We start from the raw sequence: 12,704 nt of genomic DNA on the forward strand, positions 1-12,704 counted from the left end.
CTCTTTATTATTATTCGGCTTTAACTTTCGCGCCGACTGTTTTTCTTGGTCCTTTTCTTGTCCTTGCGTTGCTTCTTGTCCTCTGTCCGTGCACAGGAAGGCCTTTGCGGTGCCTCATTCCCCTGTAGCAGGCGATATCCATAAGACGTTTAATATCCTGCGAAACTTCTTTCCTTAAGTCGCCTTCCGACTTGATGCCTTTCTTTAACATTATTTCCTGAATCTTGTAAGCTTCATCCTCTGTAAGATTAAAAACCCTAGTATCAGGCTTTACTTTGGCGGCTTCAAGTATCTGCTTTGATAAAACATCGCCTATACCGTAAATGTATGTAAGCGCCACATCTATTCTTTTGTTTTTCGGTAAATCTATGCCGGATATACGTGCCAAATTATTGCCTCCTTATCCCTGAGTCTGTTTGTGCTTGGGGTTTTGACAAATCACTTTTACTTTGCCTTTTCTCTTTATTACTTTGCATTTCTCACATATCTTTTTAACCGATGCTCTTACTTTCATTTTTCATTCCACCTCTTATTTTGTCTTCCTGTAAATTATTCTTCCTTTTGTCAGATCATACGGGGAAAGCTGTACTGTAACCTTATCGCCCGGAAGCAGTTTGATAAAATTCATCCTCATTTTTCCTGAAACATGAGCCAGAACTTTATGCCCGCTTTCTATCTGCACCCTGAAAGTAGCATTCGGAAGTGGTTCTACTATCGTGCCTTCCGCTTCTATCAGGTCTTCTTTTGACATATATACTCCTTATTTTTTACGAATGACGGGTTAAAACAAGCTGCCCGTTTTCTGTTATTGCCACAGTGTGTTCAAAATGAGCCGAAATACTTCCATCCATTGTGACCACTGTCCATTCATCATCAAGTGTTGCAACTTCAAAGCCGCCCGCATTTACCATAGGTTCAATTGCCAGTACCATGCCGGGCTGAATCAAAGGCCCCTGTCCGGGTTTTCCAAAGTTAGGAATCATAGGGTCTTCGTGTACTTTTCTTCCTACTCCGTGTCCGCAAAGGTCTTTAACAACTGAAAAACCGTTTGCTTCCACATAATTCTGAACTGCCGCGGAAATGTCAGATATGCGGTTGCCCGGCTTTGCCATGTCAATTCCTTTTGCCAGCGCTTCCTGCGTTACTTTTATCAGCTTCTGCGCCCTTCCGGAAACTTTTCCAACCGGCACTGTTAATGCCGCATCAGAAAAATATCCTTCACGCTCCACGCCAAAATCAAGGCTGACAATGTCGCCTTCCTTTAATTTCACTTTTTCAGAAGGGATGCCATGCACAACCTCCTGATTGACTGAAACGCAGACAGCTGCCGGATAACCTCTGTAGCCCAGAAATGCGGCTTTTACGCCGTAGGCCTTAACCATCTTTCTTGCAAACTGGTCAATTTCAGCGGTACTAATTCCCGGTTTTATCATCTCTTTCATCTTTATAAGAACTTCACTTAATATCTCGCCGCTTTGGGCTATTAATTCTATCTCTTTTTTACTCTTTAATTCTATCATTTTTACTTGCTTTCCAGTGCTGCCTTTATCATTGAAACTATATCAACAACACTGCCATTTGAAGCATTGACATCTTTAAGCACATTTCTTGACCTGTAATATTCAATAAGAGGCGCAGTCTGTTTATCATAAACAACCAGCCTGTTCTCTATTGTATCCGGTTTATCATCATTTCTCTGGAAAAGTTCACCGCCGCAGGCGTCACAAATTCCGTCTTTCTTTGACGGCATTGTGTTTACATTAAATCCCGCACCGCAGGCTTTACACATTCTGCGTCCTGTAAGCCTTTTGAAAAGAACATCTTTATCAACTATTATGTTTATTACGCCTTTAAGATCAAGGTTATTCTTTTTAAAAAGTTCACCAAGCGCGTCTGCCTGCGCAACCGTCCTTGGAAAACCATCAAGCAGGAATCCGTTCTTACAGTCATTTTCCTTAATTCTTTCTTCTACGATCCCTATTATAACTTCATCCGGCACAAGAGCGCCTTTATCCATATATTCTTTTGCTTTAAGCCCTACAGGCGTTCCGGCTTTAACTGATGCCCTTAAAATATCACCGGTTGAAATCTGCGGTATCTTATAAATTTCAATTAACTTCTGTGAATATGTTCCTTTTCCTGCTCCGGGTGGTCCTAATAGAATGAAAATCATTTTTCCTCCGGTTAATTAGCCTCTGCGGCCTCTGATTTTTCCAGTCTTCATAAATCCGTCATAATGCCTCATTAAAAGGTGCGATTCCATCTGTGAAACAGTATCAAGCGCAACACCCACTATAATAAGAATAGTTGTTCCGCCAAAATAAAAACCTATTTCAAATATTCTGCCGAACATATCGGGTATTACAGCTATTAAAACAATCATTAATGCGCCGCCAAGGGTAATGTGCGTAAGAATGTCATTAATATAATCAGCAGTTGGTTTTCCCGGCCTTATTCCAGGAACAAAACCGCCGTTCTTTTTCATATTCTCTGCAAGGTCATTCGGGTTAAAAGAAATAGCTGTGTAAAAATAACAGAAGAAAATTATAAGCGCAATATACAACAACACATAAACCGGAGCGCCGGGTGCAAGCCATGCCTGAATTCCATTTAGGATATCTGCAGTAATGCCGGTCTGTCCGGGCCTTTCAAAAAACTTTGCAATCATGGCCGGAAGAATCATAACTGAAGAAGCAAAGATAACGGCAATAACGCCGGAATAATCAACTTTTAACGGCAGGTTAGTGCTCTGCCCCCTGTATATTTTTCTTCCAACTATCCTCTGCGCGTACTGGACCGGTATCTTTCTGAATGACTGCTGCGATACAACCGCCAATGCTGTAAGAGATATCATTATAGCTGCAAATGCTATTATCTGGAACAGGTTAATTGAACCGGCTTTCCATAAGGCTCCCATTGATACAAACTGCCCCGGAATACTTGCAAGGATACCGGCAAGAATAAGGATTGACATACCGTTTCCTATACCGTGTTCTGTCATCTGCTCGCCAAGCCACATAAGAAATATTGTACCGGTGGTAAGGGTAAGCATTGTTGTTATCTGAAAGAATAAAGAAAATTCCGGAACAAGGGGCATTCCGCCCATAGTCACAGACTTAAGCCAGAAAGTAATACCGAATGACTGAACAGCGCAGATAGCCACTGTCAGGTACCTTGTATACTGTGTGATTTTTTTTCTTCCGGAATCGCCTTCTTTAGAAAGCGCTTCAAGAACTGGTATTACAGCGGTTAAAAGCTGAAGTATAATGGAAGCTGAAATATACGGCATAATTCCAAGCGCAAATATCGTGAAATTTCTTAACGCGCCGCCCGAGAACATATCAAGAAAACCAAGAAGCCCGCCCGACTGGGAGCTGATAAGGCTGTTCATAACATGCGTATCAATGCCCGGCGTTGGTATGTGAGTCCCAAGCCTGAAAACAAATAGCATTCCAAGCACGAATAATAACCTTTTCTTAAGCTCCGGTATCCTGAATATGTTTACGAGTGAATTGTTCATTTAGCCAGTACCTCTCCGCCCGCTTTTTTAATCTTGTCTTCTGCTGTTTTGGATAACTTATCAGCCTTCACTTTTAACGCTTTTGTTATTTCCCCGTCGCCAAGTATCTTAACAAGAGATCCTTTTTTACTTATGCACCCTTTTGAATAAAGGGCTGCCGTGTCAACAGTATCACCGGCATTAAATTTCTTATCAAGGGTGGATACATTTACAATTTCGTATTCTGTCGGGAAAGGGCTGTTAAAACCGGACTTTGGTATTCTCTGTGTTAACCTCTGCTGTCCGCCTTCAAACCACGGTGCTTTCGCGCCGCCGCTTCTTGCCCTCTGTCCTTTGGCGCCATACGCGGAAGTTTTACCCATACCGGTTCCTATTCCTCGCCCGATTCTGGTCTTCTTTTTTCTTTTGCTTTTTGTTATCTTTAGATCGCTAAATTTCATTTGTTATCCTCCGTTATTTCTCTTCAACATTTAAAAGGTATGCAACTTTTTTAATCATACCTTCAATCGATGGTGTCTTTTCATATTCTTTGGTGTCGCCGACTTTCCTAAGTCCCATAACTCTTACTATTTCCCTGTTCTTGTTATTTTTTCCGGCAAGTCCTCTTTTTAATGTAACTTTAAGCTTTGACATGTTATTTGCCCTTCCTTAACGCTATAATTTTTTCCGGATCACAAAGCATATCTATCGCTTTGAAGGTCGCGTAAACCACGTTAAACGGGTTTGTAGTTTTTCCAAGACATTTCGAAATAATATCATGAACACCGGCAGATTCCACAATTGCGCGGACTGCCGAGCCTGCGATTACACCGGTACCTGCACACGCCGGTTTTAAAAGTACTTTTGCCGCATCTGATTCGGCTGTAACTTCAAAAGGTATCGTGGTTCCTTTTAACGGAAGCAAAACAAGATTCTTTTTTGCCCTGTTAACAGCTTTTTTAATGGCTTCCGGAACTTCCCTTGCCTTGCCAAGCCCGTAACCTACATAGCCGTGTCCGTCGCCTACAACCACCAGGCAGCTGAACTTAAACCTTTTGCCGCCTTTTACAACTTTGGCAACCCTGTTTATGGCAATTATTCTTTCTTTTAAATCCAACTTTGTCGAATCAATCCTTACTCTCAAAACGGCCTCCCGTAATCTAAATTAGAATTTTACTCCGCCTTCGCGAACCGCGTCAGCAAAAGCTTTTACAACACCGTGAAACTGAAAACCGCCTCTGTCAAATACAACCGTTTCCACTTTATTGTCTTTGCACTTTTCCGCAATAGCTTTTCCAAGTTTAACAGCGGACTCTTTGTTCTTGCCTTTAATCTCCGCATTCTTGGTGTTTGTAGCTATGCCAAACAGGCTTTTCTGCGCCACATCATCAACAACCTGCGCATAAAGAGAGTTAGCTCCCCTGTGAAAAGCAAGCCTTGGCCTTTCCTGCGTGCCTGTAATTTTTTTTCTTCCGCGTTCGTGCCTTAAAATTCTTTTAGCTGTTGATAAAGCTGTCTTTTTTGTTATCTTCATATTAACCTTTATCCTCCGGCATGTCTTTTATTTTGCCTATTATTTACCTTTAGCTCCAGCCGCGCTCTTTCCGGCTTTTCTTCTTACGCGTTCATCATCATACATGATTCCCTTGCCCTGGTACGGTTCCGGCGGTTTTACTTTTCTTAATTTAGCCGCTGTTTCTCCCACCATCTGTTTATCAATTCCGGTGACAGTTATCTTTGTCTGGTTCTCGGTTACTTCCGCTTTTACACCGGCAGGAATTTCAAAAACCACCGGATGCGAAAAACCCATCGCCATTGTTATCTTTGTTCCCTGCATCTGTGCCCTGTAACCAACACCCTTTAACAGAAGCGTTTTTACATAACCTTCATTAACGCCCTTCACCTTATTGGCAATTACAGCCCTTTCAGTGCCAAACTGGGCATTTGCAGCCTTGTCTTTTTCCACATTAACTCTGGGAACAACATTTAGTTCGTTGTTTTCAATTTTATAATCAAACTTGTTATTTATAACGTGTTCCGCCTTGCCTTTAGTGCCTTCTATCTTTAATAATTTTCCGTCGTTTGTAACCTTAACGCCTGAAGGAATTTTAACAGGCTGCCTTCCAATTCTTGACATAGTTTATTTCTCCTTTACCAAATTTCGCAGATTATTTCGCCGCCAATATTAAGTTCCCTTGCTTTTTGGCTTGTCATAATGCCCTTGGATGTTGATACAACAAGTACTCCAAGACCGCTTTTTATTTTGGGCATTTTGTCCCTGCCCATGTATACGCGCCTTGAAGGTTTGCTTACCCTTTTAAGTGAGTTGATAAGTTTTTCCTTGTTTACTCCATACTTCAAATATACCCTGACAATGCCCTGCTTATTGTCTTCAATATACCTGTAACCTTTTATAAAGCCCTCGTCCTTCAAAAGCTTTACAATATTCTGTTTCAATTTCGAAGAAGGAACATCAACATAATCCTTCATTTTCATGTTAGCATTCCTAATTCTTGTTAGCATATCGCCGATAGAATCCATTGTTCCTCCTTTACCAGCTTGACTTTTTTATTCCGGGTATCTCGCCTTTATAAGCGAGTTCCCTGAAGCATAACCTGCATATCCCGAACTTTCTCATATATGCCCTGGGCCTTCCGCATATCTGACAGCGGTTGTAAGCCCTTGATTTAAACTTTGGTTTCTTGTTTGATTTATTTACTATTGCCTTTGTAGCCACCTAATAAGTCCTCCTTATTTTTTTCTGAAAGGCATTCCAAGATTTTCAAGCAATGCCAGCGCGTCTTCATTTTTCTTCGCGGTTGTAACAAATGTAACATCCATTCCCATAATATTTACAACCTTATCAAACTTTATTTCAGGAAATATTATCTGTTCTTTCAGCCCAAGTGTGTAATTACCCCTTCCGTCAAAACTTGTACGGGGAACACCGTTAAAATCCCTTACCCTTGGAAGAGCCAGCGAAATAAGCCTGTCGGCAAATTCAAACATCTTTTCGCCCCTTAAGGTCACTTTGCATCCGATAGGCATTCCTTCCCTTAATTTGAAATTAGATATGGCAACTTTAGCCTTGGTAACAAGCGGCTTTTGTCCGGTTATCTGTGTAAGCTGTTCAACTGCTTCATCAAGCACTTTGGCATCCTGCGTTGCTTTGCCGACACCCATATTGATTACTATCTTAACAAGCCTTGGCACTTCATTAGGGTTCTTAAAACCTTCACCCTGCATCATCTTTGGTATAACTTCTTTTTTGTATTTTTCCTTAAGCCTGGCCGCCATTATTAAGCTCCTCCTGGAATTTTACTTTTCATCAAGCATTTCATTACATTTCTTGCAGATTCTTACTTTTTTGTTATCTGCAATGATTCCAACTTTCACCCTGGTGGGTTTGCCGCATTTATTGCAGATAAGCATTACATTGTCTATTCTTAAAGCGGCTTCTTTTTCAATTATTCCGCCCTGCTGTACTTTCTGTGACGGTTTTGTATGCCTTTTTACAAAATTAATTTTTTCAACAACTACCCTTCTGTCATCAGCAAACATCTTTAAAACCTTGCCGCTTTTGCCTTTGTCTTTCCCTTTGATAACTGTTACAATATCATTCTTTTTTATTTTAACTTTCATGTTATCCTCCTAAACGACTTCAGGCGCAAGGGATATTATCTTAAGGAAATTCTTTTCCCTTAATTCCCTGGCGACCGGCCCGAATATGCGTGTGCCTTTCGGGTTGTTCTGGTCATTAATGACTACCGCTGCATTATTATCAAACCTTATGTATGTACCGTCTTTCCTTCTAAGTTTCTTTTTAACCCTGACTATAACGGCTTTTACCACTTCTTTTTTCTTAACCTGCCCGCCGGGAATGGCATCTTTAACCGATGCCACTATTATATCTCCAAGCGATGCATATCTTGCCCTCGTACCGCCAAGGACCTTAATACACATTATCTCTTTTGCTCCGGAATTATCAGCTACTTCAAGCCTGGACTGTTCCTGAATCATTAGTTTTCACTCCCGTCTTTGATTTCGGCGGCCGCGTCCTGACGTCCGCGTTTTACAACCTTTACCACCATCCATCTTTTTCTTTTGCTTATAGGGGCAACTTCTTTAATTACAACCGTATCGCCCTCTTTGCATTCATTCTTTTCATCATGCGCAAGAACCTTCGTTGATCTTTTGATTATTTTCTTAAAAAGCGGATGCTGAACCTGCCTTGTGACAGTTACCGTTACTGTTTTATCCGCTTTATCAGAAGTTATAAATCCTTCCAGTGTCTTTCTATTATTTTTTTCCGACATTTACAGCCTCCTTGCCGCTCTTCTTCTGTTTAAGCACCGTAAGCGCCCTTGCAATATCCTGCTTTATAGTCTTAATCTGAGAAGTTTTCTCTATCTGCTTTGTAGACAGTTTAATTTTAAGTTTAAAAAGCTGCTCTTTAAATTCTGTCAGTTTTCTTTCAATTTCATCGGACGTCATGTCCCTGAATTCCTGCGGCTTCATGTCTTCCTCCGTTTTTATTACAGCTCGTGCCTTGCTGCGAATTTTGTGAATATAGGAAGCTTTGCTCCCGCCTTCTTAAAAGCGTATCTTGCCACTTCTTCCGTCACGCCATCCAGTTCAAAAAGCACTCTTCCGGGTTTAATAACCACAACCCATGCTTCAGGCGCGCCTTTTCCCTTACCCATCCTTGTTTCAGCCGGTTTCTTTGTTATCGGTTTATCCGGGAATATCCTTACCCAAAGCTTACCGCCTTTTTTTAGCTGCCTGTTAATGGCAACACGCGCGGATTCTATCTGCCTTGCGGTAACCCATGCGGGTTCCAGCGCTTTTAATCCATATTCGCCAAAACTTACTTTATTTCCGCTTGTAGCGACTCCCGACATTCTTCCTCTCATCTGTTTCCTGTATTTAACCCTTGATGGCATCAACATGTACAAATTCCTCCGAATTAATTATTCTTTATTTTCTCCGGGTAATATTTCGCCCTTGAATATCCATACCTTAACCCCTATCGTTCCATAGGTGGTCTTTGCAATTGCATAACCGTAATCAATATCCGCCCTTAATGTCTGAAGCGGAACACGTCCTTCTGTGTACCATTCAGTCCTTGCTATTTCCGCGCCTCCAAGCCTTCCGGAAGTGCATATCTTGATTCCCTGCGCGCCCGCATCGGACGCCATTGTTGTCTGCATTGCCTTTTTCATAGCCCTTCTGAAAGCAACGCGTTTTTCCAGCTGCTGCGCCACATTTTCAGAAACAAGCTGAGCGTCAAGTTCCGGCCTTTTAATTTCCACGGGATCTATAAGCATCTGCTTGCCTGTAAGTTTTTCAAGTTCTTTTTTCAGTACTTCAACTTCAGTGCCTTTTCTTCCGATTATCATTCCCGGTTTTGCGGTATAAATCTTTACAATCGCCTTCTGCCCGGCTCTTTCTATTTCTATTTTTGATATACCGGCACTGTAAAGTTTGTTCTTTATGTATTTTCTTATTTTAAAATCCTCAAGGAGCAGTTCCTTAAAATTCTTTTTGGAGAGCCACTTTGACTTCCAAGTCCTTATTATTCCAATTCTCATGCCTTCCGGATTTATCTTATGACCCATATGGAATTATCTCTCCTTCTTTATTTTTTTATCTGTTACAACTATTGTAAGGTGAGCCGCTTTTTTATGAATTCCCGCAGCCCTTCCCATTGCTCTTGCATGAAACCTTTTTGCCCATTTAATGATAGGCCCGTCATTGACAACAGATTCCATCACATAAAGTTTTTCCGCGTCCGCGCCGTGGTTCTTGGTGGCATTTGCAATCGCAGATTTTAAAACCTTAAGTACATGAGGCGCGCCTGCTTTGTTCATAAACTGAAGAGTTGTCAGAGCATCGCTTACGCTTTTTTTCTTTATCTGTTTCGCCACAAGCCTTAACTTGATCGGCGATATCCTTAAATACCTTCCTATTGCTTTAGCTTCCATTTTATGTTGGCTCCTTTACCTGTTATTTCTTAGCTGCTGATTCTTTTTTCATATCGCCGTGGCCTTTAAATGTCCTTGTCGGCGAAAACTCTCCAAGCTTGTGTCCTACCATATTTTCTGTAACATATACCGGCACAAATTTCTTTCCGTTATGAACCGCAAATGTAACACCAATCATTTCCGGTGAAATTACGCTTCTTCTTGCCCATGTCTTAATTACTTTCTTATCTTTGGCCTCATTGGCCGCTAATACCTTATCAAGTAACTTTTCGTCAATGTAAGGGCCTTTCTTGAGGGACCTGCTCATTTATATTGTTCCTCCTGTTTTTGCTTTGCGCCTTCTGATGATATATTTATTGGAGTACTTCTTTTTATCTCTGGTCTTGTAACCTTTAGCCAATACGCCTGTAGGCGAGCATGGATGCGCTCCGGATTTGGATTTTCCTTCTCCGCCGCCCATAGGATGATCAACAGGGTTCATTGCTATAGCCCTATTTCTTGGTTTAATGCCTCTCCACCTGTTTCTTCCTGCTTTACCTATTATTATATTCTCATGGTCAGTATTTCCAACCTGTCCGACAGTTGCCCTGCACCTTTTCATTACCTGGCGAAGTTCCCCTGAAGGCATTTTTAAAACAACATAATCCCCTTCTTTGCCCATTATCTGCGCAAACGAACCGGCGCCCCTGGCTATCTGTCCGCCTTTGCCCGGTGTAATTTCAATATTATGCACAATAGTACCAACCGGCATAAATGTAAGCGGGATACAGTTACCCGTCTTAATTTCAGCGGTTTCCGAGCTTATTACATTATCGCCCACGGTTAAATTAACAGGAGCAACAATATACCTTTTTTCTCCGTCTTTATAATTTAAAAGCGCAATTCTGCATGTTCTGTACGGGTCGTATTCTATGGATGCAACCACTGCAGGCACTTCAAATTTATCCCTTTTAAAATCTATTATTCTATAAAGCTTTCTGTGGCCGCCGCCCCTGAAACGGGAAGTGATTCTTCCCATGCTGTTTCTGCCTGTCTTGTTTTTAAGTTTAAAAGTCAGCGCCTTTTCAGGTGAGTCTTTTGTTACGTCCTCTTTGTTGTCGACCGTCATCATCCTTCTGGAGGGTGTAAGCGGCCTGAAACTCTTTATTCCCATGGCTTATACTCCTTCTACTATTTCTATTTTATCTTCCTTCTTTAACTGTACGATGGCTTTTTTGAACTTTCTGGCTGCGGAAATCTGACGGCCAAAACGTTTTGCTTTGCCGGGCAGGTTCGCGGTATTAATCTTGGTTACTTTTACCTTGAACATTTTTTCCACGGCTTCTTTAATCTGTTTCTTTGAAGCCTTGCTGTCAACTTCAAAAGTATAGAAGTTGCCTTTTTCCCTTGCGATGGAACTTTTCTCTGTAAGAGAAGGTTTTTTTATTATCTGGTAAATATCCATTACCCTATTCTCCTTATTATTTCTTCCATGGATTTTTTTGTGACAAGTATGTTTGAATTAACCAAAAGGTCATACACGTTAATATTCTTGGAAGTAATAATATCCGCGTTTCTGATGTTACGGACCGACTTTACAACAGCGCTGTCAGCTTTTTCCGATACAAAAAGAACTTTTTTGCCGTTAAGCTTCATTATTTTGAGCATATTTGTTACATCTTTTGTTTTAGGCTGCGCAAAATCCATAGTGTTTATTATTTTAATTTCGCCGTCTTTAAGTTTGCCGGCTACAACCATCTGCATGGCTGCCTTTTTCTGTTTTTTAGGAACTTCCATTCTTGCTTTAAGCGGCCTTGGTCCGAATGTTACACCGCCGCCTTTCCAGATAGGAGACCTGTTAGAACCATGCCTTGCACGGCCTGTCCCTTTCTGTTTCCACGGTTTTTTTCCGCCTCCGCGCACTTCCGCCCTTGTAAGCGTATTAGATGAACCGTTATGCTGATTCTGCTGGTAAGCCAGAATCACATCATGAACCGCGTTATCTTTGGCTTCAACTGTAAGAATGCTGTCGGCTATTTCAAATTCTTCCAGCTTCTTGTTTTCTTTATCAAATACGTCAAGTTTCATGATTACAATCTCCTTTTCGTTTACTTCTTTTTAACGCTTTTTCTGATTTCAACTATACCGTTGTTAGATCCCGGAACCGCACCCTGAATAAGCATGAATTTATTTTCAAGGTCAACTTTTTCAACAGCAAGATTAAGGACTGTAACCCTGTCAACACCCATATGTCCTGCCATCCTCATATTCTTGAAAACCCTTGCAGGATATGTGCTGGAACCAATGGAGCCCGGAGCACGGTTGTGATTGCTTCCGTGGCTGCCCGCGCCGCCTGCAAAGTTATGTCTTTTTACAACGCCCTGAAAACCTTTACCCTTTGAAATCCCGCAGACATCAACAAACTTGAGGTCTTTCATGGCTTCAATTGTAAGTGTATCACCCACATTGAATGTTTCAGCTGTTGCGGCATCTACCCTTATTTCCTTTAACACTTTCTTCAAAGGAAGATCTTTATTTGTTTTTTCATTCTTAAAAACGCCCTTTAAAGCTTTAGGCATTCTCTTGGGTTTTTCGCAGTCAAAGAAACCGAACTTTACGGCTGTGTAGCCGTCTCTTTCGGAAGTCTTTTTATCCACCACAACACCATCTGCAATTTCCAGTATTGTAACAGGTATCGCTTCACCTTTTTCGTTAAAAACCTGTGTCATTCCTATCTTCTTACCAAGTATTGTTGATATCATTTTTTACACTCTCCGCTCACAGCTTGATTTCTACGTCAATGCCCGCGGGCAGGTCAAGGGTCTTCAACTTTTCAACCGTATCATTATTAGGTTCGAGAATATCTATGAGTCTCTTATGGATTCTCATTTCGAACTGTTCCCTTGACGTCTTGTTGACGTGCGGCGACCTTACTATCGTGTACTTATGAAGCTTTGTCGGGAGCGGTATAGGGCCGCAAACACGCGCTCCGGTTTCCTTGACCTTCTTGATAATATCAGAAACTGACTTATCAAGTAGTTTGTGGTCATAGGCTTTAAGCCTGATTCTTATCTTCTGTGTATCTAACTGCATTTAAGGTCCTCCATTCTTCTGCTTTCTTGATCTCTGTTGTTATTCCAGAATCTTTGTTATAACTCCCGAACCTACTGTCCTTCCGCCTTCGCGGATGGCGAACCTTAATTCCTGTTCCATGGCTATCGGCATTATCAGTTCCACTTCTA

General features: G+C 41.5%; 28 protein-coding genes. All 28 read right to left on the reverse strand.

Annotation, left to right across the window (positions count from 1 at the left end):
* Positions 1 to 10 precede the first annotated feature (10 nt).
* Positions 11 to 388, reverse strand: a complete 378-nt coding sequence (locus CVV21_07320; GenBank protein PKL91827.1) for a 30S ribosomal protein S13 — start codon at positions 386 to 388, stop codon at positions 11 to 13.
* Between the two features lie 12 nt (positions 389 to 400).
* The gene (locus CVV21_07325) at positions 401 to 514 is read right to left on the reverse strand and encodes a 50S ribosomal protein L36 (GenBank protein PKL91828.1); all 114 of its coding nucleotides are present in this window, start codon (positions 512 to 514) and stop codon (positions 401 to 403) included.
* Between the two features lie 15 nt (positions 515 to 529).
* Entirely contained in the window at positions 530 to 751 is a 222-nt protein-coding gene (locus CVV21_07330; protein ID PKL91829.1) for a translation initiation factor IF-1, read from the reverse strand.
* A gap of 16 nt (positions 752 to 767) precedes the next feature.
* A complete protein-coding gene (gene map, locus CVV21_07335; protein ID PKL91830.1) occupies positions 768 to 1,520 on the reverse strand; it encodes a type I methionyl aminopeptidase in 753 nt (250 codons plus the stop codon).
* A 2-nt stretch (positions 1,521 to 1,522) separates the two neighbouring features.
* On the reverse strand, positions 1,523 to 2,173 hold the full coding sequence (locus CVV21_07340; protein ID PKL91831.1) for an adenylate kinase: 651 nt from the start codon (positions 2,171 to 2,173) through the stop codon (positions 1,523 to 1,525).
* Between the two features lie 15 nt (positions 2,174 to 2,188).
* Complete coding sequence (locus CVV21_07345) at positions 2,189 to 3,520, reverse strand: preprotein translocase subunit SecY (GenBank protein ID PKL91832.1); 1,332 nt, start codon at positions 3,518 to 3,520, stop codon at positions 2,189 to 2,191.
* Complete coding sequence (locus CVV21_07350) at positions 3,517 to 3,960, reverse strand: 50S ribosomal protein L15 (GenBank protein ID PKL91833.1); 444 nt, start codon at positions 3,958 to 3,960, stop codon at positions 3,517 to 3,519. Before CVV21_07350 ends, CVV21_07345 begins: the two co-directional genes overlap by 4 nt.
* 13 nt (positions 3,961 to 3,973) lie before the next feature.
* Complete coding sequence (locus CVV21_07355) at positions 3,974 to 4,153, reverse strand: 50S ribosomal protein L30 (GenBank protein PKL91834.1); 180 nt, start codon at positions 4,151 to 4,153, stop codon at positions 3,974 to 3,976.
* 1 nt (position 4,154) lies between these two features.
* On the reverse strand, positions 4,155 to 4,643 hold the full coding sequence (locus tag CVV21_07360; GenBank protein PKL91835.1) for a 30S ribosomal protein S5: 489 nt from the start codon (positions 4,641 to 4,643) through the stop codon (positions 4,155 to 4,157).
* Between the two features lie 21 nt (positions 4,644 to 4,664).
* Complete coding sequence (locus CVV21_07365) at positions 4,665 to 5,033, reverse strand: 50S ribosomal protein L18 (protein PKL91836.1); 369 nt, start codon at positions 5,031 to 5,033, stop codon at positions 4,665 to 4,667.
* 39 nt (positions 5,034 to 5,072) lie between these two features.
* Positions 5,073 to 5,636, reverse strand: coding sequence for a 50S ribosomal protein L6 (locus CVV21_07370; GenBank protein PKL91837.1), 564 nt, complete (start codon positions 5,634 to 5,636; stop codon positions 5,073 to 5,075).
* A 14-nt stretch (positions 5,637 to 5,650) separates the two neighbouring features.
* Positions 5,651 to 6,040 (reverse strand): 30S ribosomal protein S8, encoded by a 390-nt coding sequence (locus CVV21_07375; protein PKL91838.1) that lies wholly within the window; start codon positions 6,038 to 6,040, stop codon positions 5,651 to 5,653.
* A 10-nt stretch (positions 6,041 to 6,050) separates the two neighbouring features.
* Positions 6,051 to 6,236 (reverse strand): type Z 30S ribosomal protein S14, encoded by a 186-nt coding sequence (locus tag CVV21_07380; GenBank protein ID PKL91839.1) that lies wholly within the window; start codon positions 6,234 to 6,236, stop codon positions 6,051 to 6,053.
* A gap of 14 nt (positions 6,237 to 6,250) precedes the next feature.
* Positions 6,251 to 6,796, reverse strand: coding sequence for a 50S ribosomal protein L5 (locus tag CVV21_07385; GenBank protein PKL91840.1), 546 nt, complete (start codon positions 6,794 to 6,796; stop codon positions 6,251 to 6,253).
* A gap of 21 nt (positions 6,797 to 6,817) precedes the next feature.
* Positions 6,818 to 7,141: a 50S ribosomal protein L24 gene (locus CVV21_07390; protein ID PKL91841.1), complete on the reverse strand. Its 324-nt coding sequence runs from the start codon at positions 7,139 to 7,141 to the stop codon at positions 6,818 to 6,820.
* A gap of 9 nt (positions 7,142 to 7,150) precedes the next feature.
* Positions 7,151 to 7,519 carry a 50S ribosomal protein L14 gene (locus CVV21_07395; protein PKL91842.1) on the reverse strand — a complete coding sequence of 123 codons (369 nt, stop codon included), beginning with the start codon at positions 7,517 to 7,519 and terminating at the stop codon, positions 7,151 to 7,153.
* Entirely contained in the window at positions 7,519 to 7,815 is a 297-nt protein-coding gene (locus tag CVV21_07400; protein ID PKL91843.1) for a 30S ribosomal protein S17, read from the reverse strand. Before CVV21_07400 ends, CVV21_07395 begins: the two co-directional genes overlap by 1 nt.
* On the reverse strand, positions 7,799 to 8,017 hold the full coding sequence (locus CVV21_07405; protein PKL91844.1) for a 50S ribosomal protein L29: 219 nt from the start codon (positions 8,015 to 8,017) through the stop codon (positions 7,799 to 7,801). Before CVV21_07405 ends, CVV21_07400 begins: the two co-directional genes overlap by 17 nt.
* Positions 8,018 to 8,034: 17 nt before the next feature.
* A complete protein-coding gene (locus CVV21_07410) occupies positions 8,035 to 8,448 on the reverse strand; it encodes a 50S ribosomal protein L16 (protein PKL91845.1) in 414 nt (137 codons plus the stop codon).
* A gap of 21 nt (positions 8,449 to 8,469) precedes the next feature.
* A complete protein-coding gene (locus tag CVV21_07415; protein ID PKL91846.1) occupies positions 8,470 to 9,117 on the reverse strand; it encodes a 30S ribosomal protein S3 in 648 nt (215 codons plus the stop codon).
* A gap of 6 nt (positions 9,118 to 9,123) precedes the next feature.
* The gene (locus tag CVV21_07420; GenBank protein ID PKL91847.1) at positions 9,124 to 9,483 is read right to left on the reverse strand and encodes a 50S ribosomal protein L22; all 360 of its coding nucleotides are present in this window, start codon (positions 9,481 to 9,483) and stop codon (positions 9,124 to 9,126) included.
* A gap of 22 nt (positions 9,484 to 9,505) precedes the next feature.
* On the reverse strand, positions 9,506 to 9,790 hold the full coding sequence (locus CVV21_07425) for a 30S ribosomal protein S19 (GenBank protein ID PKL91848.1): 285 nt from the start codon (positions 9,788 to 9,790) through the stop codon (positions 9,506 to 9,508).
* Positions 9,791 to 10,636, reverse strand: coding sequence for a 50S ribosomal protein L2 (locus tag CVV21_07430; GenBank protein PKL91849.1), 846 nt, complete (start codon positions 10,634 to 10,636; stop codon positions 9,791 to 9,793).
* 3 nt (positions 10,637 to 10,639) lie between these two features.
* Positions 10,640 to 10,927 carry a 50S ribosomal protein L23 gene (locus CVV21_07435; protein PKL91850.1) on the reverse strand — a complete coding sequence of 96 codons (288 nt, stop codon included), beginning with the start codon at positions 10,925 to 10,927 and terminating at the stop codon, positions 10,640 to 10,642.
* Positions 10,927 to 11,550 carry a 50S ribosomal protein L4 gene (locus CVV21_07440; GenBank protein ID PKL91851.1) on the reverse strand — a complete coding sequence of 208 codons (624 nt, stop codon included), beginning with the start codon at positions 11,548 to 11,550 and terminating at the stop codon, positions 10,927 to 10,929. The genes CVV21_07435 and CVV21_07440 overlap by 1 nt, the downstream gene beginning before the upstream one ends.
* Positions 11,551 to 11,570: 20 nt before the next feature.
* Positions 11,571 to 12,221: a 50S ribosomal protein L3 gene (locus tag CVV21_07445; protein PKL91863.1), complete on the reverse strand. Its 651-nt coding sequence runs from the start codon at positions 12,219 to 12,221 to the stop codon at positions 11,571 to 11,573.
* Between the two features lie 19 nt (positions 12,222 to 12,240).
* Positions 12,241 to 12,555, reverse strand: a complete 315-nt coding sequence (locus tag CVV21_07450; GenBank protein PKL91852.1) for a 30S ribosomal protein S10 — start codon at positions 12,553 to 12,555, stop codon at positions 12,241 to 12,243.
* Between the two features lie 39 nt (positions 12,556 to 12,594).
* A partial coding sequence (locus CVV21_07455; protein ID PKL91853.1) for an elongation factor Tu occupies positions 12,595 to 12,704 on the reverse strand: 110 nt, incomplete at its 5' end.

The organism is Candidatus Goldiibacteriota bacterium HGW-Goldbacteria-1 (genome assembly GCA_002839855.1).
Lineage (GTDB): Bacteria > Oederibacteriota > PGYV01 > PGYV01 > PGYV01 > PGYV01.